Annotated in this window: 19 protein-coding genes; 9 read left to right on the forward strand and 10 right to left on the reverse strand. The window is 55.5% G+C overall.

Features of this window, described 5'->3' with window-relative positions; all coding sequences use genetic code 11:
- Positions 1-873 precede the first annotated feature (873 nt).
- Positions 874-1965, reverse strand: a complete 1092-nt coding sequence (locus MW898_RS09020) for a Gfo/Idh/MocA family protein (RefSeq protein ID WP_248906435.1) — start codon at positions 1963-1965, stop codon at positions 874-876.
- A 1121-nt stretch (positions 1966-3086) separates the two neighbouring features.
- On the reverse strand, positions 3087-3881 hold the full coding sequence (locus MW898_RS09025) for a glucosaminidase domain-containing protein (RefSeq protein WP_248906437.1): 795 nt from the start codon (positions 3879-3881) through the stop codon (positions 3087-3089).
- A gap of 772 nt (positions 3882-4653) precedes the next feature.
- Here MW898_RS09025 and MW898_RS09030 point away from each other — a divergent pair.
- Together MW898_RS09030 and MW898_RS09035 are read left to right on the forward strand one after the other, a co-directional pair.
- Positions 4654-5415 carry an IclR family transcriptional regulator gene (locus MW898_RS09030; RefSeq protein ID WP_248906439.1) on the forward strand — a complete coding sequence of 254 codons (762 nt, stop codon included), beginning with the start codon at positions 4654-4656 and terminating at the stop codon, positions 5413-5415.
- Positions 5416-5527: 112 nt separating this feature from the next.
- Positions 5528-6340 carry a creatininase family protein gene (locus MW898_RS09035; protein ID WP_248906442.1) on the forward strand — a complete coding sequence of 271 codons (813 nt, stop codon included), beginning with the start codon at positions 5528-5530 and terminating at the stop codon, positions 6338-6340.
- A 6-nt stretch (positions 6341-6346) separates the two neighbouring features.
- Here MW898_RS09035 and nagZ read toward each other — a convergent pair whose 3' ends face one another.
- From nagZ to MW898_RS09055, 4 genes are all read right to left on the reverse strand, one after another.
- Positions 6347-8008, reverse strand: coding sequence for a beta-N-acetylhexosaminidase (gene nagZ / locus MW898_RS09040; protein ID WP_248906444.1), 1662 nt, complete (start codon positions 8006-8008; stop codon positions 6347-6349).
- A 34-nt stretch (positions 8009-8042) separates the two neighbouring features.
- The gene (locus tag MW898_RS09045; protein WP_248906446.1) at positions 8043-9203 is read right to left on the reverse strand and encodes an exo-beta-N-acetylmuramidase NamZ family protein; all 1161 of its coding nucleotides are present in this window, start codon (positions 9201-9203) and stop codon (positions 8043-8045) included.
- A gap of 131 nt (positions 9204-9334) precedes the next feature.
- A complete protein-coding gene (locus tag MW898_RS09050; RefSeq protein WP_248906448.1) occupies positions 9335-10504 on the reverse strand; it encodes a hypothetical protein in 1170 nt (389 codons plus the stop codon).
- A gap of 75 nt (positions 10505-10579) precedes the next feature.
- Entirely contained in the window at positions 10580-11608 is a 1029-nt protein-coding gene (locus tag MW898_RS09055; protein WP_248906450.1) for a serine hydrolase domain-containing protein, read from the reverse strand.
- Positions 11609-11702: 94 nt separating this feature from the next.
- Here MW898_RS09055 and MW898_RS09060 point away from each other — a divergent pair, with 94 nt between their 5' ends.
- The gene (locus MW898_RS09060) at positions 11703-12383 is read left to right on the forward strand and encodes an HAD family hydrolase (RefSeq protein WP_248906452.1); all 681 of its coding nucleotides are present in this window, start codon (positions 11703-11705) and stop codon (positions 12381-12383) included.
- Between the two features lie 539 nt (positions 12384-12922).
- Here MW898_RS09060 and MW898_RS09065 read toward each other — a convergent pair.
- Both MW898_RS09065 and MW898_RS09070 read right to left on the reverse strand, forming a co-directional pair.
- The gene (locus tag MW898_RS09065) at positions 12923-14083 is read right to left on the reverse strand and encodes an anhydro-N-acetylmuramic acid kinase (RefSeq protein WP_248906454.1); all 1161 of its coding nucleotides are present in this window, start codon (positions 14081-14083) and stop codon (positions 12923-12925) included.
- Positions 14080-14910 (reverse strand): SDR family NAD(P)-dependent oxidoreductase, encoded by an 831-nt coding sequence (locus tag MW898_RS09070; protein WP_248906456.1) that lies wholly within the window; start codon positions 14908-14910, stop codon positions 14080-14082. The genes MW898_RS09065 and MW898_RS09070 overlap by 4 nt, the downstream gene beginning before the upstream one ends.
- A gap of 95 nt (positions 14911-15005) precedes the next feature.
- Here MW898_RS09070 and MW898_RS09075 point away from each other — a divergent pair, with 95 nt between their 5' ends.
- Entirely contained in the window at positions 15006-16970 is a 1965-nt protein-coding gene (locus MW898_RS09075; protein ID WP_248906458.1) for an ABC transporter substrate-binding protein, read from the forward strand.
- Positions 16971-16982: 12 nt separating this feature from the next.
- Here MW898_RS09075 and MW898_RS09080 read toward each other — a convergent pair whose 3' ends face one another.
- Positions 16983-17207: a hypothetical protein gene (locus MW898_RS09080; RefSeq protein ID WP_248906460.1), complete on the reverse strand. Its 225-nt coding sequence runs from the start codon at positions 17205-17207 to the stop codon at positions 16983-16985.
- Between the two features lie 60 nt (positions 17208-17267).
- On the reverse strand, positions 17268-17432 hold the full coding sequence (locus MW898_RS09085; protein ID WP_248906462.1) for a hypothetical protein: 165 nt from the start codon (positions 17430-17432) through the stop codon (positions 17268-17270).
- A gap of 146 nt (positions 17433-17578) precedes the next feature.
- Here MW898_RS09085 and MW898_RS09090 point away from each other — a divergent pair, with 146 nt between their 5' ends.
- The 5 genes from MW898_RS09090 (at position 17579) to MW898_RS09110 (ending at position 22340) form a co-directional block, all read left to right on the forward strand.
- Positions 17579-18604: an ABC transporter permease gene (locus MW898_RS09090; protein WP_248906464.1), complete on the forward strand. Its 1026-nt coding sequence runs from the start codon at positions 17579-17581 to the stop codon at positions 18602-18604.
- 64 nt (positions 18605-18668) lie between these two features.
- Entirely contained in the window at positions 18669-19646 is a 978-nt protein-coding gene (locus tag MW898_RS26010) for an ABC transporter permease (protein WP_373689881.1), read from the forward strand.
- Positions 19643-19900: a hypothetical protein gene (locus MW898_RS09100; protein ID WP_248906468.1), complete on the forward strand. Its 258-nt coding sequence runs from the start codon at positions 19643-19645 to the stop codon at positions 19898-19900. The genes MW898_RS26010 and MW898_RS09100 overlap by 4 nt, the downstream gene beginning before the upstream one ends.
- A gap of 60 nt (positions 19901-19960) precedes the next feature.
- Positions 19961-21223 carry an ABC transporter ATP-binding protein gene (locus MW898_RS09105; protein WP_368411597.1) on the forward strand — a complete coding sequence of 421 codons (1263 nt, stop codon included), beginning with the start codon at positions 19961-19963 and terminating at the stop codon, positions 21221-21223.
- On the forward strand, positions 21216-22340 hold the full coding sequence (locus tag MW898_RS09110) for an ABC transporter ATP-binding protein (protein WP_248906470.1): 1125 nt from the start codon (positions 21216-21218) through the stop codon (positions 22338-22340). The genes MW898_RS09105 and MW898_RS09110 overlap by 8 nt, the downstream gene beginning before the upstream one ends.

Genomic DNA, 22340 nt, shown 5'->3' on the forward strand with positions numbered 1-22340 from the left:
AGACGCGACAACAATGAACCATATTACAAGAGTATGAGTGTAATGGGCCACCTCATAGAATTCGCCAGCCGCCCCGAAATTATCAGGTATCAGTTATCTACTGTAGAATCCAGAACAATCACTATAACAAACATCACACAGAACAGAGGTAAAGTCTTCATTACTCGCTGATCTAATTCAATATTACTTATATATTTGTTGGTGTAATGATAGTAAGAGGTGGTTACTAATCGACCCATCAAAATAATAGTTTTTAAATAATTACCGTCTCAGTAGCATAGTGTGACTACTTGGTAGAGTTTGTATTTAATCGATGTTAGCCGAGTAGACAGCAGAGAGAAGAACAGTGGCAGTGGATCAAAGAATGCTGCTGAAGTTACTGCTTCGATCACTCATCAGCTGAAATGGTCTGTCAGGTGCACAATATTCGTACTTGTACACTATGCTTCCTTGATGGAACCCACGATTAACGAAGACACCGCATTTCGGGAGAGCAGATGGATTTTCGTAGAATATCGACCAAAAGTAATTGGGACGAAGCTACGCTGGCAACGGAGGGCTTCACCTTACACCACAGCTTCGAGAATTCTGCTATCGCTACGAAAATGTCTCTATCAAGGGTAGATCCATGTCTTAAAACTGTAATTACACATTCTAATGTCGAATATTCCCGTTGTTGACGAGTCACAGTGATCGGCGCCACTCAAAGCATAGCCAGCGATTCAACTGGAGACTGAACCATCATACAAGAAAGAGTGCGAACAGGCTCGAAGAATCCTGAAGAGCAGGGACAGAGCGTGAAGCACTCGACCACAAATGCTCAGGTAAGTGTGTACGAACGAGGTATTCACGAACAGTGAATAGACTTCGATTCTAATCGACCGTCAGAACCGGTCGTTCATCGAGTTCGACCCCGACACCACTGTCACTTGATCGGTAGATCGCATCCATTACCCGCTGAACGACGAGTGCCTGTTCAACCGTATTGACCGTTAGTGGATCGTCCGACGTGATGATTTCGGCGAAGTGTCGTTGCTCGTTCCGATGTGCATTATCGTCTCTCGTCGTGATCTCACTATCAGAGAAATGCGGTGCCCCAGCCGCCCCAGTCTCGAAGATTGTTAGATCCCCGTCGACGAGATCGAGGCGCGCACCAGCCTTCTCGCCGCGAATCACGAATTCGGTCTTCGAGGGTCGGTTGGACGCCCACGCTACGTCGAGTGTAACGGTCGTGTCGTTGCCACAACGCAAGAATGCAGTCGCAGAGTCATCCACATCGAACTCACCGTCACCTGGTTCACCATGCATATCGAGGTACGTGTAGTCCGACCGTCCACCGAACAACGAGCGTGTCACGCCCGAGACGTCGTGCACCTCCGGGAATCCGAGAATGTACAGCGCGAGATCGATCGCGTGTGCTCCGATATCGATGAGGGCGCCGCCACCGGCCGCGTCTTGACGGGTAAACCACGAACCTCGGCCAGGAACGCCACGACGGCGCACGTAATCCGCTTCAATATGGTAAATATCGCCAAATCGGCCCTCTCGAAGATACTCCATGAGAACCTCGACGGGTCGTGCAAATCGGTTGTGGAACCCAACCATACAATTACCATCAGCGTTCTGTGCAGCCGTTGCAATCCGCTCTGCGCTTTCGAGGGTGTGAGCGATCGGCTTCTCGATGAGTACGTCAAGTCCGGCCGAGAGTGCATCAACCGCATACTCCTCGTGGAACCGGTTTGGTGTTGTGATGATCGCTGCATCGACCTGTTCGTACAGTTCTCTGTGAGTCTCATAGGTCGGAGCCCCGAATGTGTCCTCGAATCGCTCGCGCGCTGAAGCAGCAATATCCATACCGCCTGCGAGCGAGATATCGCACTGTGGCGCGAGCGCGCCGAGGTGTTCGGCGTGATATCGACCGATAGACCCAAGACCAACTATTCCGATAAGTGGTGTCCCAACCATGCCAACTGTTGACTGTTGTGACGCCTTAGGTAATGAATATTACTATATCGTCGTTTATCATAATTATTTCATAGCTATAATAGACTTGTGTTGCAGACTATTGGATACATTTATATCTTTATTGAAACTCATATATGATTGATGAGATTCGGATGGTGAACACTATGAGTAACTGCTGGAGAAGTCCGAACGAGAAGGCACGGCAGTCCGACTATCCAATATTTTTCTAATGAATATGGTGAGTATATTCATGCGCACGTTTCCATTCACCAACCTTCCTGTTCGATCGATCATAGAGATGTTCTGAACAAAAATTGTTGTATGTACTTTCGTCAGAGTTCAATATCAAATGTTTCTGTCACTATAACATTGTGATCGGAGTGAACGTCTTGTGATGACGTCGGTTTCGCTTGATCTGTCGACTGTACGGTCGAAGACAGTCTTGGTCAGGGTTCTCCTCCTGTCTCGGAGGTAGCGAGCAGCGCTCTACATCAGCGATATAATTGGGCTGGATACAGCCAGCGAATTTCGCTTGTCCAGAGATAGCAATCCCATTCCATATAGCAGGCTGAGAGACGCCACAATGCGTCCAAAGAGCCGCTGTACGAACAGTCGGTCTACTGAAAAGAGAACAATACCCATGCTTTTCGTTGGTGAAAAGTTCGCATACATCTCGACCGGTATAACGATACGACCGACAGGCGTTAAACCGACAATCCTCTAGTAATAGTTACCCGATTTTGATATGCCTACAACTACTTATATCCATATAGTTCAAGATTGGCTGGAGAAGAGAGTTTATTAACACCGGTCGACAGCGTGTTGTTCTAATAACGTGTCACGGGCCGATTGCTTGTTTTGATGAGAAAATCTACGGCAACACGTGCTGGCCTCAGACAACAGCAACCAGGTACAGACGGTATGAGCAGCGTATATCGATATGATTCGTTGTGAGCGGATGATAGAAGGTGTGGCGATGAACAGCGATACGACGGCACGTGCTCTCGTGGATACGTTCGAGAACTGGCACACTGGTCACTGTTCGATCATCCGAAACAACGAGGGACACAATCGTTCGATGCTGTAAAACCAGAGAGGAGGGTTGAGCCGTCGTGCTAACGTTACGCGTCAGTGAGGTACTGACCGGCCGACCAGCCCCAGATGTCATCGTCCAGCCAGTGGACGCCCCACCACGTGTAGCCGTCCGCGTCTGTAGGGCCGTTCATGATCTCACCGACGGTCCCTGGACTCATCGTACCGAGGATCTCCGATTCAGTTCCCGGTCGGTGACGAGTGTTCAACGAGGTGGTTGGAGTAACACGGTCACCATCGCTGAACCCACCACCGCCACCACCTCCTCCGTTGGGTAGTTCAGCATCGAGATCGTTCATGATGCTAGCAATCTTCTCAGCCCATTGGGGATCGGTTGCGTAGTGGACATTCATGCCACGCAGGGTCGCACCTTCGTAGTACGTTCCCCCAGGCGTGAGATACTCCTGATCGACGTATTCCATCACCTGTCGAGTACACTGTTCGAACGACGCGTACTCGTCGGCACATTCTGAGGGACAGATATCTCGCGCGTCGAAGCCATAGATGTTGTTTTTCTCCTGTGCAATATCACTTCGTCCCCACGCCGATTCGAGTGCAGCGTGCGCAGCCATATAGAGCGCGTTGATGCTTCGGTTGCCTTGAACGTCGACCCACGTATCGCCGAGTCCGACGAGCGGGCTCCCCGGAGAAACGGCGTTGACTGCCGTATCGATCTGACCACCGGTGACATCAGCTGTCTGTCTAAGATCGCTGTCGATGGTGTACGCCGCGGCGGTTCCTGTTGTTGCGAGACCGCCGACCATGGCGAGACTCGTACTTCCTACTGCCTTCAAAACCGTACGTCGCGTTAGGTTGTCTGTCATAGATTGAAGTCTGGATCGTCTGCTCGGGATCGTTCACTTGGGAAGAGACAGAATTTCTCCCCACACTGAAACGGGGTTCGCAGTCGCTTAACGGTCGACAGCGGAGATCGGGGCGTGATCGATGGTGCGTACGTCAGCGTCTCCGTCGTGCATATCGACGTCCTGAACCCTGCTGTCGAACTGTGTTGGAGGCGACTATTCGATGCTGCCGTCGGCTGTACGCCGAGAGCGTGCAGTCGAGTCGTTCGTCGTCGAATCGAGTCGACGTGCGAATTCCGTTTCACGACAAGTTTCTCTACAAAGGGATTCTTTTTTATGCTACCTCCTTGCATCGGTGACACGCGGCGTCACAGCAATCACGTATTCGTCACGTCCCAACCTCGTTCGATGGATGCCACCGACGGTTTCAACAGTATAGCCGACACTCCAGACGAGTATACACAGTTATTTTTCAGCACAGAACAGTACAAGATGTCACGCAGTCACTATTCGGTCTATAATCCCACCAGACACACGACAAACGGCCATCACCATCGCTCTGCAGCAAATCGTGGTATCATCTTCAGACAACGCTAGTCAGATGGGGTGACAGAGAGGCGATCACCCATGTGAGTTCGACTGCATCAATTCGATGATCATATACAGAGACACACTTCCCGACTGACAACGACTATGATACGACCAAATAGTCACATCATGAGCGTTATTAGAAAATGAGTGGTGAAATGGAGGAAGGTATAATAACTAATCGTACACAAAAATGGATGGATGCATGACTCGTGAGCCGAATACCGCGGTCCGGACGACCGCTCGCTCTTTGGACATCATCGAAACGCTTCGAAAGCTCGATGGTGCTCGTCTGACGGAGGTGGCTAGTCATCTCGATCTTCCGGATAGTACGGTCCATAACCACCTCACAACGCTCGTCCAACGTGGATACGTCGTGCGGAATGCCAACACGTACAGTGTGAGTCTTCGTTTTCTTGACGTTGGTGAGTACGCCCGCTCACGGCGCAAGATCTACCAAGTTGGTCGGTCAGAAATCGACGAACTGGCAGACAAAACCGAGAAAGCAGCAAATCTCCTGGTCGAAGAAGACGGCAGCGGCGTGTTTCTCTACAACGCGCGGGCAACTGATGGCGTTCCACTCGATATTCACCCCGGAAAGCACGTTGGACTTCATGTAACTGCTCCCGGAAAAGCAATACTTGCACACCTCCCCGAACGCCGCATCGAATCGATTCTGGACCAGCACGGGCTCTCGTCCCGAACACCAGAGACAATCACGACCACTGACGAGCTCTTCGAAGAATTAAACGAGATCAGGGAGGTAGGATATGCTATCAGTGATGAAGAACGAATTCGTGGGGTACGAAGTATAGCAGTGGCGATCAAAAACGAGAACGGACAAGTGATTGGAGCAATCGGTGTGGCAGGGCCAGCGAGTCAAATCTCAGAGTCTCCAGCAGAGCTACTCCTCGAAGATATATCTCGTACAAAAAATATTATCGAGCTCAAGCTCGCTCATTCGTAACACACGATGCTATATGACTGATAGACTATTAAGATGAGAGAGTTACATATCCATCCTACGTGAACCGCTCAGTCCCGGAATCTTTATGCAGTTTGTTCGATCAGTAGACTTCATGTTACTAGATCCACAGTCCGTCACGTGGGCGGCTCAAACGAGAAATGAGATACTCGAGACTGGTTCGGCGACAGGATCCGTTGTCGTCGTTCCTGTGGGGAGCATCGAACAGCACGGTAACCATCTCCCAGTCGCTACTGATACGCTATTAGCCGATGCAGTGGCCACTCTCGGAGCCGAACGCGTCGATGCGCCGGTTCTCGTGACACCACCAGTGTGGTCGGGATACTCCCCCCACCACATTTCCCTCGGCGGAACGCTCACTCTCGATCTCGAAGAGCTCGTTGCTCTCCTCGAAGACGTGGCGAGTTCGGCACTCAAGAATGGGTTCGATGGCGTCTGTTTCGTCAATGGCCACGGTGGGAACGCGTCGATCGTCGATGCTGTCGTTAGCACTGTCGGCCAGTCTCATCCGGACCGAGAGATCACCGGGGTGACGTATTTCCAGCTCGCAAAATCGTTCATCGCCGAGATCAGGGAGAGCGATACTGGAGGAATGGCTCATGGCGGCGAATTCGAAACATCCCTCATGTTGCATCTCTATCCAGATCTCGTCCGAGAAGAGGATGCCGACGCCGAGTACCTCGATGAACCGTACGAACGCGGGAGACAGGATCTCCTTGTTGGTGGTCCACTATCGACGTATCGGCCGTTCGCCGAGTACTCCGACTCGGGAGCAATCGGCGATCCATCATTGGCAACCGCAGAGAAAGGCGCAGAGTTGTTCGATCGGTTGGGCGATGAACTGGCCGAGATTTTCCAGCACGTTTCGGATCAAGCCGCCCGGTCAGAGAAATCCGACAACGAGTAGTGGAGATTATTCACGCCCATCGTCCGGAATCGTGACTGGAAGTCTCCCGGTTGGCGATAGGTCTCCGATGAGCACCCGCGCGCCAGCAGCGAGTGATGCTGGCGTGTCGTCGTAGGTCGTCATCGTAACTCCATCCGGAACTGCCGCGAGATCGTACGGAGCCCTAACTGCGACGACAATCGGATGAACGTCTTGAATCGAATCCGAATCCGAATCTGAATCTGAATCTGGGTTTTTATTGTCATCTATCTCGGCAAATTTTCGAACGACGGCTGCTTGCACTGGATGAGCGCGCACGTCCGATATGCAGACGATCGTCGGCCCTTTTGTATCGGATCGTGAGGACGTAACCGAATCCAGTGCGTCTGAGGAGAGAGGGAAGGTCGAAGCGATCACATCGACACCTGCCGTCGAGAGTGCAGACGCGAAAGGCCCACAGGAGGAGTCAACGTCGGTTTCGGCGAGCGATCCCCGCTTGTTCTCGAACTCGTAGACAGCAACTGGTTCGTCGGTTGAAATGGGGATGCGTCCCGTGTCAGCACGAACGAGCGTGACGCTGCGCTCGGCGATTGTTTGAGCGACGGTACGACACTCTCTCGCAGCACTCAGCCAGTCGGTGCTACCGTTCATCCCCATCGTATACGCCCGCTTCACCCGGAGGATTCGACGCACTGAGGCATCAATTCGGTCTTCAGAGAGACGACCAGATTCGACAGCGTCGATAACAGCATCGATGGCTGCGTGCTGCAGATCGAGGCTGTGCGAGATGGTAATCAGATCACAACCAGCCTCGATTGCCTGCACGCTTCCTTCGACCGTTCCAACGGTATCAGCAATCGCGTCCATTTCCATGCAGTCGGTGATAACGAGGCCCTCGTATCCGAGTTCATCCCGTAAGAGACCAGTCACGACGGACTGCGAAACGGTTGCTGGCCGCGTCGTCCCGAGAGCGGGATACGCGACGTGGGCCGTCATTAGCATGTCGATGCCCGCATTGAGAGCAGCACGGAACGGACGAAGATCGACGCAATTGAGGTGATCACGGGTGTGGTCGACGCATGGAAGATCGAGGTGAGAATCGACCGTCGTGTCGCCGTGGCCCGGGAAGTGTTTGCCGCAGGCAACGACGGTCGATTCTCGAAGGCCCGCGGCGAACGCGGTTCCCAATTCGGCAACAGACGCTGGTCGATCACCAAACGAGCGGGCACCGATGACGGGGTTATCGGCCCGGTTTACATCGAGCACCGGCGCGAGATTGACGGAGATTCCTAATCGCCGGAGTTCGCGCCCAACGGCTTCACCGGCAGCCTCAGCGATCGAAGCGTCGTTTGCTGCACCGATCGCCATCGCACTCGGAAGTTGCGTCTCCCACGGGAGTCGTGTGACTCGCCCACCCTCCTGATCGATGGCCACGAGCAACGGTGGGACGTTCGCCGGGACAGATCCCTGAAGAGAATCCGACAGCTGCCGTAGCTGAGCGGGAGTTTCGATATTTCTGGCGAAGTAAATGATTCCGCCAAGCTGGCGCTCGGTGATGAGCGACTCGATACCGGGCGTCGGTCGTGTGCCGTCGAACCCCGCGACGAACAACTGGCCGATCTTTGCATCGAGCGATAACGACTGAAGCGACGCAGACACCGACGATGAGGATGGTTCTGTGACTGACATACGTGTCCCCTGACCGTGTTCCCGAGCCATCGGTTTAGTATCGAAGGTAGGGTGTTCGCGCGTTCTCGAACGCTTCGAGGTCATCCGTCCAGCAATCAGTGATGTCCTCTGCGATCTCTCGGGCGCTTGCGGCATCCGCAGTGTCGATCGCTTCGCGCAGATAGCTACCACCAGCGAGTTTATCGATGAAGAATGATCCATCGTACTCGATCCACTCACACCGGTCGGAGTCGGTGAACGCAGAGGCAAGAACCGTGAGACCAACCAACACCGGATCGACAGCGTCACGATCGAGGACGTGAATCTGGATGCCCATCACGTTCTCGCGTTCGTGTTTCGAGAACGTCGGCGAGAAGTACGCAGGACGGAACGCAACGCCGTCGAGAGCTTGATTGGAGAGCTCTGCTGCCCACTCGTCAGCATCGATCCACGGTGCGCCGACGAGTTCGAACGGCTTCGTGGTCCCCCGTCCTTCCGAGAGATTCGTTCCCTCGAAAAAGCAAGTGCCTGGATAGAGCACAGCCGTACCAGGTGTTGGCATGTTCGGCGATGGATAGACCCACGGCAGCCCAGTCTCTGGGAACCACGCGGTGCGCGACCAGTCGTCCAGTTCGACGACTTCCACAGCGGCACCGATATTGAACTCCTCATTGAAATAGGTCGCCAGCTCGCCGATCGTCATGCCGTGGACGATCGGGAGACCGTATCCGCCGACGAATGACGAGGCGACTTCATCGATCCGGTTCCCCGCGATGGATAGTGGGGCAATGGGGTTCGGGCGATCGAGGACGACAAGTCGCTTGTCTGCCTCAGCGACGCCCCAGAGCGCCGAGGCAAGCGTATAAATGAGCGTGTAAAAACGGCAACCGACATCCTGCATGTCGTAGACGACCGTATCGAGCGATTCGAGCATCTCCGGTTGCAGGCGGCGTTGCTCCCCGTAGAGACTCTTGACTGGCAGGCCCGTTCGTTCGTCGGTGCTGTCGTCGATTTTCACACCAGCCTGCGCGTCACCACGGAGCCCGTGTTCCGGACCGAACAGCTTCCGAAGATCGAACGCGTCGTGATCGTGGAGGAGATCGATCGTCGGAGTGAGACCGCTGTCGGTTCCTGATGGGTTGGTGATGAGTCCCAACTGGCCCTCGACAGCGTCGGTCCGCTCTGTCAGTAGTCGTTCTACGCCCAATCGCACCATGGTTCGAACAACACGGGGCACCCCTAAAAAACTCCGTATCCGTATCAATATCAGTATCTGTACCCGTATTCGGTCCGTTTCAACGACTCAATTTCTGGGTCGTCTTTCCTCGTTGCAGTTTCGTTCGTGTCTCATACGCTTCTTGTTGTGACTGTGTCGAGCCAGTCGAGGTGTGTCTCGCTCATGAGCGCGTGGTTGTACACGTGAATTCTGTCGCCGAAACCGGCCACGTCAGCAAGAAAGCCCCGCAGTTCGGATTCCGTCTCGAACAGATCTGGATCGAGCGTGATACCGATATCGACCGGTACGTCAACACGCTCTTTGTACTGTTGGACACGGCGGCGGGCAAGATCTGAGTCGGCCGTGTAGCAGAGGGCAACGATGCGGTCGATATGTTCGTGAAGCTGATCAAGTGTAACACCGGACGGCCATCCGTCGTCTGGATCTCGGCCGAGACCGTCCGATGCCGAGTACGTGAGTGCGATATCGCCGCTCGCTGCCGCTAGCCGTCCGAGCAACTCGTCGATGACAGACGATCGAAAGTCGAATAGTTTCTTCAGCTCCGGCTGCTGGGTTGCCAGCTCTTCAAGCGATGTTACAGACGCTGTTGGCTGCTGGAGCGCGGTCCGAGCGATGCGTTGTGTCACTTCGCGGGCCCGGTCGAAATCGATGGGATGGTTTTCAGCCCGAGAGCGACACGCCGAGCAAAAACACTGCGAGAGAAGCAGTTCCTCGGGGCGTCCCTGAACGACGTGGTTTTTCGCGTGACCGAATCGTGTGCCGTGACTGTGGAAGGCGTCGGGATAGCCAAGCGATTCGAGATTGATCGATTCAATGTCATACCCAGCGAGCGAACGGGCAATTCCCTCGAAGTACCGCTGAACCGCCGGGTGAGACGGACAAAACGCATGATCGTGGCGGTCACCGAAAACGCTCTGCGTGCGGTACTGTGGATACTCCGATCCGAGTTTCGAGTTGTGAAAGCAGACGAGCCACGCGTTCACGTCGATCGCATGGCGGTCCGCGCCGGCGACGATTGACTGAAACGGATCGGTGTGACCAGCGACCTCGTGTACTGGTGGATCAATAGGAGTATCCACGGTGGACAGATCGGGGTCAAAGTAACATCCTCCCGTGTACGATTTGAAGAGTGTACCGTTCGAGCGGGGTTCCAGCGTCCGAATCGAGTGATAGTGAGCAGCCGCCGTGACGGATGTCACGCCGTGCTCAGCGAGTTCTCGACACGTCGCGTCAATGTCATCTGAGAGTAGACTCCATGGATAACTCCAGACTGCGACCATACGGTTCAACCACCCGGTGTGATAATAAATATTGTCCGTCGGTGCTGCTGGTCTCTCTGTCTGCATCGGGATCAGCTAGTCGAATCGTCCTGCGGCAACCATCGCGTAAAATCGTTCGCGGAACCGAATGAGACCGGTCTCTTTTCCGTCGTACACTTGGTTTGTGAGCAGTATGGCAAAGCGGTCGCGCTCGTGGTCGAGCCACATTGATGTTCCTGTGTATCCAGTGTGACCAAGTCCGCTCAACGACCAGTTCGGCGATGGATACGTTCCGTCTCCGAGTCGCCACCCGAGGCTGTGTCGGTCATCGAGCTCGGGAAGCCAATCGTCCTGTAACCGACCGACGGTCGCAGGCGAGAGGAGTGCATCGCCGCTGAGGTACTGTTGTGCGAACGACGCGAGATCGTCGACGGTTGTAAACAGACCTGCGTTTCCGCTTTCCCCGCCCATCACCCACCCCAGTGGATCGTGAATCTCCCCACTGAGCACCCGATCGCGGTACGTATGGTCGTAGGTCGCGGCGACGTTCGAAGCATCCACGGGACCGAGATGGGACTCAGTCATATCCGCGGGCCCGAAGACGAAGTCGGCTGCGAGTTCGCCGAGTGACCGATCGGTCGCACGCCGAAGCATCTCAGCTGCGTACACGAAGTTCAGACAGCTGTATTCGTGCCGAGTCCCCGGTTGAGACGCGAGTATTCCGTCATCGAGTCCGGCGAACACGTCCGCTCGTGAGTCCCACGCTTCGGAGAAAGCGTACGGTTGCAGCCCTGAGCTGTGCGTCAGCAGTTCTACAAGACGAACGTTACCCACGCTTGGACCGACAGTGGGGACGTATCGACGTACTTCGTCCGAAAACGCCACACGGCCGCACTCCATCAGACCGAGCGCGACTGTTGCGGTTACGACTGGTTTCGTCAACGAAGCCACATCGAACAGCGTCGATCGCGTCATCTGATCTGTTTCATCGCGTTGTCCGACAGCGACAGCGCGGTCGATTCCAGACGATCGGCCGACAGCCGCCACAGCGCCCGGATACACCTCCTCACAGCCTTCGGTCAGGAAGACCGCGAGCGGATCGTCTGAACAACTCGAACTATCCATCTCGCGGACCGACGCTACCGAACACCGTAACTGCTTCGGCGCTATCGACAGCACGGCTAGCAATATATACATTCGCCACAAGAACAGATCGTCGATGACATACGACTCGATCCTGTTCGATCTCGATGGCGTGCTCTTGTGTCTCCATCCCGATCATCCGACGGTCTACCAGCAAGCGATCGAAGCAACGTTCGAGGAGTTCGACGTTACCCCCGTGGCCGCTGATCTCGATGCCTTTACCAGTGGAGCCACAGTCGAGGAGATGCGACGTGTCTGTGCCGGTTACAACATCGACTTCGAGACGTTCTGGGTGCGCCGAGAGACGAATGCATTCACGCTTCAGCGCGAGATGATGAAGCGCGGCGAACGAGTGCCGTACGACGACTGCGTGGTGCTCGAACAACTGGCAGAGCAACACACCTTGGGCCTTGTCAGTAGCAACCAGCACGCGACTGTCGAGGAGATGCTCACACAATTTGGACTGGCTGATCTCTTTGAGACAGTGTACGGCCGAACACCGACGGTCGAGGGCTTCGTCCGGACGAAACCGGAGACTCATTACGTCGAGCAGGCGATGGCCGACCTCGGCACGGTTGAGGGGGTGTACGTCGGAGACAGCGCTTGTGACGTTCAGGCTGCTCACGCTGCTGGTCTCGATGCAGTGTTCATCCGGCGCTCACACCGCGAGGATTACACGCTTCCCGAAGAGCCGGCACACGAGATCCACACACTGGCGTCTCTCCCCACCATTCCCGGTATTGCATCCTCGATGTGATTTTCGCTCCGCTCGTCCAATAGATGATTGTTAGAAGCGTTGAGTGTGTAGAATAAATACTTTCGACTCAGTCGAAATGGGGCATGATGGTGAGAGACACGCATAGGCGGGTTGTCGTGACGAAATACGACTCCAACAGGCAATCTATTACGTTAGAACCAGTCGAAAGCGGCGGTAGAGGCCTTACAATGTCAGTTTTATCGAGGTTCGCTCGTTCGAGAACCACGATCAATGCGTTACACTGGTACTGATGTAACGCCGATGCTGGCAAGAACGGACGGTCTACACCTATGTTGAGTCACATGTTGTCAATCTTCGTATCGAGTGTCGGAATTCGAATCGTTCGAAACCACCCATACGATGCGTGGTGCGGTTCAATCGTCGTCAGGACCGTTTTGGTAGTTTAAGCTCGGACGATCAGCGGCTCTCGATCGAAAACGGCAGAATGTGGACGTTTCATCCGGATGAAAACAACAACAGCGTGGAAGCAGCGATTTCAGTTGTTCTACAATCACGCTGTCAACACGATTCGATTGCTATCACGTTGGTGGAGCACGTGTCCCCATCACGACAGGGTGAGCCGCACCGGTTGCGCTTGGGACGTTGTTTGGGACACCATCGAGCGCAGCAGCAGCGAGCAGTGCGAAGGCAACGGCTTCCTTCTCGTCGATACCGATCCCATACTCGTCGATCGTGTACACGGGAGCATCGAGGTTCGATTTGAGCAGTTCGATCAGTCGGTCGTTGTACGCGCCACCGCCCGAAAGAATGATCTCGTCGGGCACAGGGAGAAACCGCTGGTAAGCATCCGTAATGGATCGAGCCGTCAACGCGGTCGCCGTCGCAACGGCGTCCTCGTCCGAGAGCGAACGCGCTCGACACGCATCGAGAAAGTCCTCGATATAGGAGCTACCGAATCGCTCGCGTCCCGTGGATTTTGGTGGATCAGCGCGAAAGTACGGATCGTCCAGCAGTTCGTCGAGGACAGCGTCGCTTGCAGTTCCACTGCGCGCAAGGCGGCCGTTCCGGTCGTAGGTTAGTTCATCGTTCGTTATGTGTTCGACGACACCGTCGATGATCACGTTCCCGGGTCCTGTATCGAAGGCGATCACGTCCGCTCGGTTCGCACAGGGAGGGAGTGCGGTGCAGTTCGCAATGCCGCCGATGTTCTGTGCGATTCGAAACTTCGTCTCGTGGGCAAGAAGCGCGAGATCAGCGAATGGCACGAGCGGCGCACCGTGGCCGCCAGCAGCGATGTCGGCAGTCCGAAAGTCTGCAACCGTCGTTAGACCCGTTTGTTCGGCGATGATGCTCGGATCGCCAATTTGCAGCGTCGAACGGAGACGCTCGTCACCGACAGGGAGAGCACGTGGTTCGGGGTGGTGTCTGACCGTCTGACCATGCGATCCAATAGCGTCAACGTCAGCGAGTGATCGATCGGCGGCGGCCACAGCTGCGATGGCTGCGTCCGCAAAGACCGCTCCAAGCGCCACGTTCAGATCGCACAGCTCGGCAACTGTCCCATCGTCCCCGCACACTCGCGCAATGCGCTCTCGGAGTTCAGAATCGTACGGGCGTGTGAGAGACGATTCGACGGTCACGTCGTATCCGTTCGTGTTAGAGCGGATCCGACAGCACGCTGCGTCGACGCCGTCGAGCGACGTTCCAGACATCAGTCCAACAATGCGACGGCCGCTCACGGTGACCCCTCCTGTGTGACCGGTTCGTCGATATCGTACATCAGCGTCTCCAAGCGTTGATCGAGTCCGGCAGTCAACCCACCGTCGATGACGAGCTCCGTCCCTGTAATGAACGAGGCCGCATCAGAGGTCAAAAAGAGCACAGCAGCGGCGACGTCCGCGGGCCGCCCGAACCGGCCGACTGGATACTGATTGAGCCACTCCTCACGAACTGTTCCCTCTGTTCTCAGTTTTTCGCTCGATGCGCCGGTGATAATGGTGCCCGGGCAGATAGCGTTCGATCGGATTCCGTGGCGGCCGTACTGTGTGGCGATGAGCCGCGAGAGCGCGAGAATGCCGTTCTTGGCCGCCGAGTAGGATGCGAGCCCGATTCCGAGACGTGCGTTCACCGAAGAGACGTGAAGCAGTGCGCCGCCGCCCGAGTCGATCATTGCAGGAAGCACCTCTCGTGCGCAGAGAAACTGGCCCTTGAGATTCACGTCGATGATGCGATCCCACGTTGACTGAGACACGCGATCAGGATTCCCGTCGTCGAACGATCCACCGGCGTTGTTCACGAGCACGTCGATTCCACCGTGCGTGTCCATCGTCGCCTCAATCAGACTTGCTACGTCGTCTGCGTCACTAACGTCGGTTGGAACGAAATCTGCTCGTCCACCGTCGCGTTCGATGGCACTAACAGTCTCCTCACCTCCCGCTGCATCGATGTCTGCAACGACGACTGTCGCGCCTGTAGCACCGAACTGTCGTGCAATCGCGCTACCGATGCCGTTGCTTGCGCCAGTGACAACGACTATATCATCTTCTCGATCGTAGATTGAAGCCATGGTTAGCGTTCATATTCAAACGTCAACTGTGTTACGCCTCACTCGAATCCGTAAATCACCCAAACTTTTAATATAATTACCAATATCCTTCGGGTATGGCTAACAGTACGCGTAGCGCTGATGGCGATAGCAATGAGTCCCCGTTGACGCGGCGTCGATGGCTCGCGCTCTGTTCGGGCGCAGCGATGGCTGGACTGGCTGGCTGTGGTGCGAATCCAGACGATCCAAACGCCACGTTGAGTTCGGAGTCGACAGGCTCAGAGGGTGGTTCGAACAGCAACGCAGTCACGACCGAGCTTCACATGCGTGCGCCGGTGAGCTGGACGCCGAGCGACTCGAACGTCAACCCCTTCTCGACGCAAGGTGACATCGAGTACTGGATGGAGTATATGTGGTGGGAGTCGCCGTCCTATCCGAACGCTGTCGGCGAGCCGATCTACTGGCTTGCCAAGGATATCAGCGTTCAGGGTGGTGGCTGTGAAGTCCTCATTACGCTCGATGAAAACCACACGTGGTGGGACGGCTCGCCGGTCACTGCCAAAGACTATCACACGACGCAGCTCATCACGGATTACAAGGAGTATGGTGGTCCGGACGAAACGGATGACGGCTGGGAAGTCGTTGACAAATACAAGATCAAGAACGTCCTGTCGGGACCAGCAAATCCAGCAGTGAAGAAAGTCGACTACTACACGCCGGTTGCCAAGCACGACTACTACAAGTCGTGGCTAGAAAAGTTCGAAGACGCAAGCGGCGAGCAGGCCATCAAAGGCGTTGCAAAGGAGCTGAACGACCACACGGTGACGCTGAAAGATCTCACGGATAAGGGACTCGGCTGCGGGCTATGGAAGCCTGCACAGCTCTCTCCGACCAACGCTGTCCACGAGAAATATCAGGATCATCCGCGCGCCGACTGGACGAATCTGGAAACGTTCAACTGGCACCTGCTCTCGGAGAAACAGAAGGCGATACAGGCGCTAAACACAGGAAAACTGGATTTCGGTGATAAGCTGACCGATCAGGCTCGCACGAACGATCAGACCGAAGTCTTCAGTCGGTTCGGGATGAGTGGTGTTCCGAAATTAACGATGAACTGGAACAACGAGCATCTCGCTCGTCGTCCGGTTCGGCGCGCGATTGCCTACCTCATCGACAGCGAAGAGGTCGTCAAGGTGATTAAGAGCGCGCACGGCATCAAGTACAACTCGCGCAAGACCGTCTTCGGGATGTCCTCGAGTCTCATTAGCGACTGGGTCAGCGACGGATTCGTCGACAAACTCATCGACTATGGCAGCACATCGAAACCCGAGAAAGCCGCATCTGTCCTGAAAAAGGCGGGCTATTCGAAAAATGGCGGCGTCTGGGTAGGACCGAATGGGAGCAAAGTTTCGGGACTGACGTACCTCACACCGCCGTGGAACATCTACAAGTCGGTCGGGAAGTACTTCAGTTCGAAGCTCGACGAATTCGGATTCAAAAACAACCTCGTCGTCCCGTCTGGAAGCGGATTTTACAAGCGCTGGGACGAGACCTACGACTTCGACCTCTGTAACTGGTTCACGACTGGATCACACCCCGCATACGCCTATTCGACAGTAGAAGTGAGTGGGCTGGGGAACTACGACGAAATTGCTGTTGCCACGGAGAAAACGGAGGGCTGTACGGTCAACCGCACGGAGCCGGAACTCGATCAGCCAACGAGTGAAAAACTGCAACACCCCATTCGGCCGAAATTCCCGAAGCAGATCGGCCAGAAGTCACTCAATTCAGAAGCGGGACAAACGCTGTATCCGCTCAAATGGCACAAGATCATGCTCCAAACACAAGACACACAGGAAGTCAAGCAACTCACCGAGAAGCTCGCGTGGTACGTGAACTGGCAGGTTCCACACGTCGGGTTCTACGACGAGGTGAAAGTCTACTGGGGCAACACTAACAAATTTGATTTCCCATCGTTGAAGGCCGACGACCACCCACATGCGGAGGAAACGAAGGCAGAACACCGCACGACTGCGATGGAGTTCTTAATGAAAGGACACATCAGCGCGAAGACGAAGTAGCGCTTGTTTGGCTCACCGTATCCGATAGCATTTGAGGAGGATCGCTGCCGTACCCGATCCGAGTACGCTGACGCCGACAAGGTTGAGAACGGCGATAGCGTGTGTGGCCGTTCCTGATGACGACCCGACGATAATGACGAGCGAGACGATGCCAGCGAGAGACTCGAGAGCGAGCAGTATCACAAACGCATCTGCACTCGAACAGACGTAATCGAAGAGCGTGAGATCGGTGGGCATCGTTTCGTCCGGTACGAATCGGTTTGGAAACGTAAACGTTCCGCCCGCTCGGCGTTTGTCTTACTCATCCGCATCCTCGCTGACGACGTATGGAACGCCACACTCTGGACAGTCGTGGTGCTGTCGTTCGAAGGTGGACCCACACCGGATGCACCGATAGGGATCGCTCGCGTCGTCGCTATCCGCCAACCCGAACCGTTCGAGGAGCCGTTGTACGAAGGACATACACATGGTTGAACGCGTCTATACAAGCGTTGTTCCGTTTCTGTCTCCGAACCACATGACAGTTAACAAGTGATTCGGCCTGAGAGGAGTTGTCACCTCTGTCCCATAGATTTATTGTAGCGGGAAAGAACAGGCAGGGTAGAACGATGTACTACGTGAAGCGCATCGGTCAGTCAATTCTGGTGTTTTTCATAGCGCTCACGGTGACGTTTGCGCTATACCGATTGTTGCCATTCGGACCGACGGACATGGTCAAAGTCCAGCTGATGAAAGAGTCGCTCAAACAGGGAGCGAGTCCCACGCCACAACAGATGGCGAGTATCAACGCGATGGTTGAGACGTACACGGGGATCGATCCGACTCAGCCGTGGTACATCTCGTACTACGAGTATCTGCGTGATATCGTGCTCTATCAGGATTTCGGTCGGTCTATCTTCAAGGGACGGCCCGTTTTTGATATCCTCTTTGAGGCGATGCCGTGGTCACTCTTTATCAGCATCTACGGTCTTGCACTCGGAACGACCGTCAGTCTGCTACTCGGTGCGCTTATGGCCTACAACGAGGGAAGTGCATTCGATACCGGGATGACCGTCGTTGCCCTCGTCAACAGTACGATTCCGTACTACATCGTCGCCATTCTCTCGCTCATCGTGTTCTCGTTCAACCTAGAATGGTTTCCGAGCGGTGGTCGGATGGACCCGAATACGACGGCCGGGCTCAACCTCCCGTTCATCGTCGGCGTCGTAGAGCACGCGGCGCTGCCGGTTCTTTCGGCGTTCATCGCAAGCTTCGGCGGTGCGCTGGCGTTCCGCGGCAACTGTATCCGAGAGATGGGAGAAGGATACATTCGCGTCGCCCGACTGCGTGGGATCAGTCAAGGACGGATCGCAATCCGGTACGTCGGACGGAACGCGCTGTTGCCAATCTACACGAACATTATGGTCGGAATCGCTAGCATCTTTGGGAGCAGCATCATCCTCGAAACCATCTTCAACTACCCGGCAATGGGCTTTGTGACATTCAACGCACTCATGAACCGTGACTACCCGCTCATAATGGGCGCGTTCATCATCTTTACAATCCTCACGCTGATCGGCATTCTCATCGCCGATCTGACGTACGGCGTCATCGATCCACGCGTCTCGAAAGGAGGTGACCGTGAAGCCTACTGACGGGGCGGACGGCGGCGAGCCACGTCCTGACGGCGGGACGAATAACCCAGATGGTCCCGGACCAATCGACGAAGCCACGCTCTTTACACAACTGTCCGATGTCCCTGAACCGACCGCTGCCGAGCGGCTTTCAGAGTGGTTCAATCGCCACGTCTACGCGCCCGGCGTGGTGTTCTTCTCCGACTGGCGGGCCGTCACCGGGGCAGTAATACTGACTGGCTTCCTCCTCATGGGAACCGTCGGTGTGTACGTGGTCCCTGAACCGAGAGTAATGGAGGGTCCGATTTTCGTGATGCCGTTCACCAACTGGGACTATCCACTCGGGACGGGTGTGATGGGCAAATCTATCCTCGGGCAAGTCGTTCACGCGACGCCAGCGATGTTGAAGATGATCGCGGCTGGCGCACTCCTTTCAGTGAGCCTTGGGACCGTAATCGGAACGGTCGCTGGCTATCGCGGCGGACTCAGCGATAGCATCCTGATGACCGTCACGGATGTCGTTCTCACGATTCCGGGGCTCGCGTTAGTTATCGTGCTCGCTAGCATCTACCAGCCCGAAGATCCGTTCATCGTGGGACTCATTCTCGGGATCGACAACTGGCCGCGCTTGGCGCGAACGATCCGCTCACAGGTTCTGAGCATCCGCGAAGAGGCGTTCACAGAATCATCGCGCATCATGGGGCTGTCGGAGCTGACCATTCTCCGAAAAGATCTCATTTCGAATCTTATGCCATACATCTCGGTGAACTTCGCAAACAGCTCTCGGAAGGTCATCTTCGAATCCGTTGGTCTCTACTTTCTCAGTATACTCCCGTTCACGACGCTGAACTGGGGGGTCATGATGAACGAGGCGTACAACGGCGCAAATCTGACGCGACCTGAAGAGCTCCACTGGCTGCTCATTCCCATGGTACTCATCATACTCGTCTCACTGGGCTTCATCCTGCTCGCGCAAGGACTCGACCGGGTGTTTAACGTCCGGCTTCGGGCCCGTCACGAGAACGCTTCCAGAAGCGAGACGGACGGGGGTGAAAGAGCGTGAGCGTCACAAACGAATTTATCCTATCAATTCGTCGATCGCTTCTCGCTTTCCTCCTACTGCTGCGGGGATCATTTCTCGTGTTTGTCGTAACGCTCGGGGTTCTGTTCCTCTGTCTCTCAATTCTCCTGTCAACGCACGCGCTCAAAAGCGTAACACACGGCGTGCTTGCAGGGATGTTCGCCATCTGGGGTGTGAGCGCACTCGTATACGGCGCTCTTGGCCACATTGGACTCCGACTGATTGGATACCACTGAAACAATGACTCGATTATCCACATTCGTACACGTATTGCTGCCCGCTCGAACCGCCACACAGTGGCCACCGACAGTTCGGCCAGCACTTGCAACCACACTGATCGGCCGACCACCAACTCGGTCCACAGTCCGACACAGAACGAGGCGGCTCAAACGCTCCGGTCACGCTGTCAGACACGCTCTAAGCGGATGTCGTCAGCGTTGGAAGCAGAGACAGGACGGGAGGTGTCGGTGAGAGCCATGGCGACTGAGTCACAATTTTCATCGACTGTTGGCCGCGACACTGTGATCGAAATCCGGAACGCGAGCGTCTCGTTTAGTATGGATCGCGGGGACTCACGCGTCCTCCGTGATGTGGATCTGTCGGTCCGTTCTGGCGAGGTGCTCGGCGTCGTTGGCGAGAGCGGAAGCGGAAAGTCAATGCTCGCCTCGGCGATGCTCGATGCGGTCGTCGCCCCCGGCGAAGTGAGCGGAGAAGTCATCTACCGACCGCCGGGTCGTGAACCAGTCGACATCATATCACTCTCCAGAGAGGAGATGATCGATATTCGATGGAACGAGGTGTCGTTCGTCATTCAGAGCGCTCAGAGCGCGTTCAACCCGACGATGACGATCGGCGCACATTTCGAAGAGACCCTTCGAGCGCACGATGAGGATGTCGATCGTGGGATGGACCGTGCCCGCGAGTTACTGACCGATCTTTATTTGCCCGCAGAGCAAGTGCTTCGGTCACACTCACACGAGTTGAGCGGCGGGATGAAGCAACGCGCGCTCATTGCACTCAGTCTCATTTTGGATCCCGAAGTATTGGTTATGGATGAACCCACCGCAGCGCTCGATCTCCTCATGCAGCGCTCGATTATCAGCATGCTTGACGATCTTCGGGAGAAGTATGACCTAACGATCGTGTTCGTTACGCACGATCTCCCATTGGTTGCGGAGTTTGCCGACCGTCTCGCCGTCATGTACGCGTTCGAAATCGTCGAGCGCGGCCCGGCAGACGATGTGCTCGACCACGCCACTCATCCATATACGCGCGCGCTGTTGAACGCTGTTCCGAACATCTCCGATCGCGCGATGAATCTCGAAGGGATCGACGGATCGAGCCCCGACCCTGTTTCGATTCCGACAGGCTGTTCGTTCCACACGCGCTGTCCACTCGCCGATGAGGACTGCCGAGCAAATAGTCCAGATCTCGACAGCGTCGGACAGGATCACGAGGCGGCTTGTTTTCACTGGGAGAAATCGAGAGAGGAGATTCCACTGCTGCTCGATGATCCAGGACGGACGATAGACGACGCAGGGGGTGAAACCAGTGAGTAACGCAGATGAGCCGCCGCTTCTGTCGATCGAGAACGTGAGCGTTCATTTCACCTCGAAACGACTGTTCGGTCTCGCAGGCTCCGAGACCGTCCACGCGGTCGACGGTGTCAGTCTCGATATCCACGAGAACGACGTTGTTGCACTCGTCGGAGAGAGTGGCTGTGGGAAGACGACACTCGGAAAGACCGCGATCGGCGTTCAGCGGCCAACTGCTGGGCGGGTCCGATACCGTGGTCAAAACATCTGGGAGTCGATGGAGAGAAATGGGCTCTTCGGGTCCACGACAGAGGAGCATTCCGAGACAGAGATCCGACGCGCGCTTCAGATGATTCATCAGGATCCCGGGAGCTCACTGAACGCCAACTACACCGTCGAATCCATTCTCGCAGACCCGTTGCGGCGCTGGCAATCCGAGATGACGTCTGCTGACCGGCGCGCCCGCATCTACGGGCTACTCGAATACGTCGGGATGACGCCAGCAGCGGATTACGCCGAACGCTATCCACACCAGCTTTCGGGTGGCGAACAGCAGCGTGTCGCACTCATTCGGGCGCTGTTGATGAATCCGGACGTGATCCTCGCAGACGAAGCCATTAGCGCACTCGACGTCTCGTTGCGCGTCGAGATGATGGAGTTAATGCTCGAACTCCAAGCACAGTTCGACACCTCGTATCTATTCATTTCACACAACCTCGCAAACGCAAAGCATCTCACACAACAGGCGGGCGGACGGATCGGTATCATGTATCTCGGAGAAATCGTTGAGATCGGGACGCCCGAGCAGATCATCCACGATCCACAACATCCGTACACGAAGGTTCTGTTGTGGGCCACATCGGATCTTCGGGACCGTTCGGGAGTTTCGGATCCGCCTGTCCGGTCGCTCGACGTTCCTGACCCTGCTGATCCGCCGAGTGGCTGCCGATTTCACACACGCTGTCCTGAGGCACGAGCAGCCTGTACGCGCGATAGCCCAGTTCTCGACGATCACGACGGCGATGGGCGGCGAACGGCCTGCTTCCGGCAAAAGAGCGATCACCCCTACTGGGAGAGCGAACCGCTGGATGACGACATAGCACTACAATCGAACGGAGCCACGTCGGCTGATACTGACTAA

The organism is Halocatena marina, from assembly GCF_023276375.1.
GTDB lineage: Archaea > Halobacteriota > Halobacteria > Halobacteriales > Haloarculaceae > Halocatena > Halocatena marina.

Excerpts from the sequence above, each read along its gene's own strand:
- MW898_RS09020 (WP_248906435.1), bottom strand. The coding sequence starts at position 1,965 with ATGGTTGGGACACCACTTATCGGAATAGTTGGTCTTGGGTCTATCGGT.
- MW898_RS09025 (WP_248906437.1), bottom strand. The coding sequence starts at position 3,881 with ATGACAGACAACCTAACGCGACGTACGGTTTTGAAGGCAGTAGGAAGT.
- MW898_RS09030 (WP_248906439.1), top strand. The coding sequence starts at position 4,654 with ATGACTCGTGAGCCGAATACCGCGGTCCGGACGACCGCTCGCTCTTTG.
- MW898_RS09035 (WP_248906442.1), top strand. The coding sequence starts at position 5,528 with ATGTTACTAGATCCACAGTCCGTCACGTGGGCGGCTCAAACGAGAAAT.
- nagZ (WP_248906444.1), bottom strand. The coding sequence starts at position 8,008 with ATGTCAGTCACAGAACCATCCTCATCGTCGGTGTCTGCGTCGCTTCAG.
- MW898_RS09045 (WP_248906446.1), bottom strand. The coding sequence starts at position 9,203 with ATGGTGCGATTGGGCGTAGAACGACTACTGACAGAGCGGACCGACGCT.
- MW898_RS09050 (WP_248906448.1), bottom strand. The coding sequence starts at position 10,504 with ATGGTCGCAGTCTGGAGTTATCCATGGAGTCTACTCTCAGATGACATT.
- MW898_RS09055 (WP_248906450.1), bottom strand. The coding sequence starts at position 11,608 with ATGGATAGTTCGAGTTGTTCAGACGATCCGCTCGCGGTCTTCCTGACC.
- MW898_RS09060 (WP_248906452.1), top strand. The coding sequence starts at position 11,703 with ATGACATACGACTCGATCCTGTTCGATCTCGATGGCGTGCTCTTGTGT.
- MW898_RS09070 (WP_248906456.1), bottom strand. The coding sequence starts at position 14,910 with ATGGCTTCAATCTACGATCGAGAAGATGATATAGTCGTTGTCACTGGC.
- MW898_RS09075 (WP_248906458.1), top strand. The coding sequence starts at position 15,006 with ATGGCTAACAGTACGCGTAGCGCTGATGGCGATAGCAATGAGTCCCCG.
- MW898_RS09080 (WP_248906460.1), bottom strand. The coding sequence starts at position 17,207 with ATGCCCACCGATCTCACGCTCTTCGATTACGTCTGTTCGAGTGCAGAT.
- MW898_RS09085 (WP_248906462.1), bottom strand. The coding sequence starts at position 17,432 with ATGTCCTTCGTACAACGGCTCCTCGAACGGTTCGGGTTGGCGGATAGC.
- MW898_RS09090 (WP_248906464.1), top strand. The coding sequence starts at position 17,579 with ATGTACTACGTGAAGCGCATCGGTCAGTCAATTCTGGTGTTTTTCATA.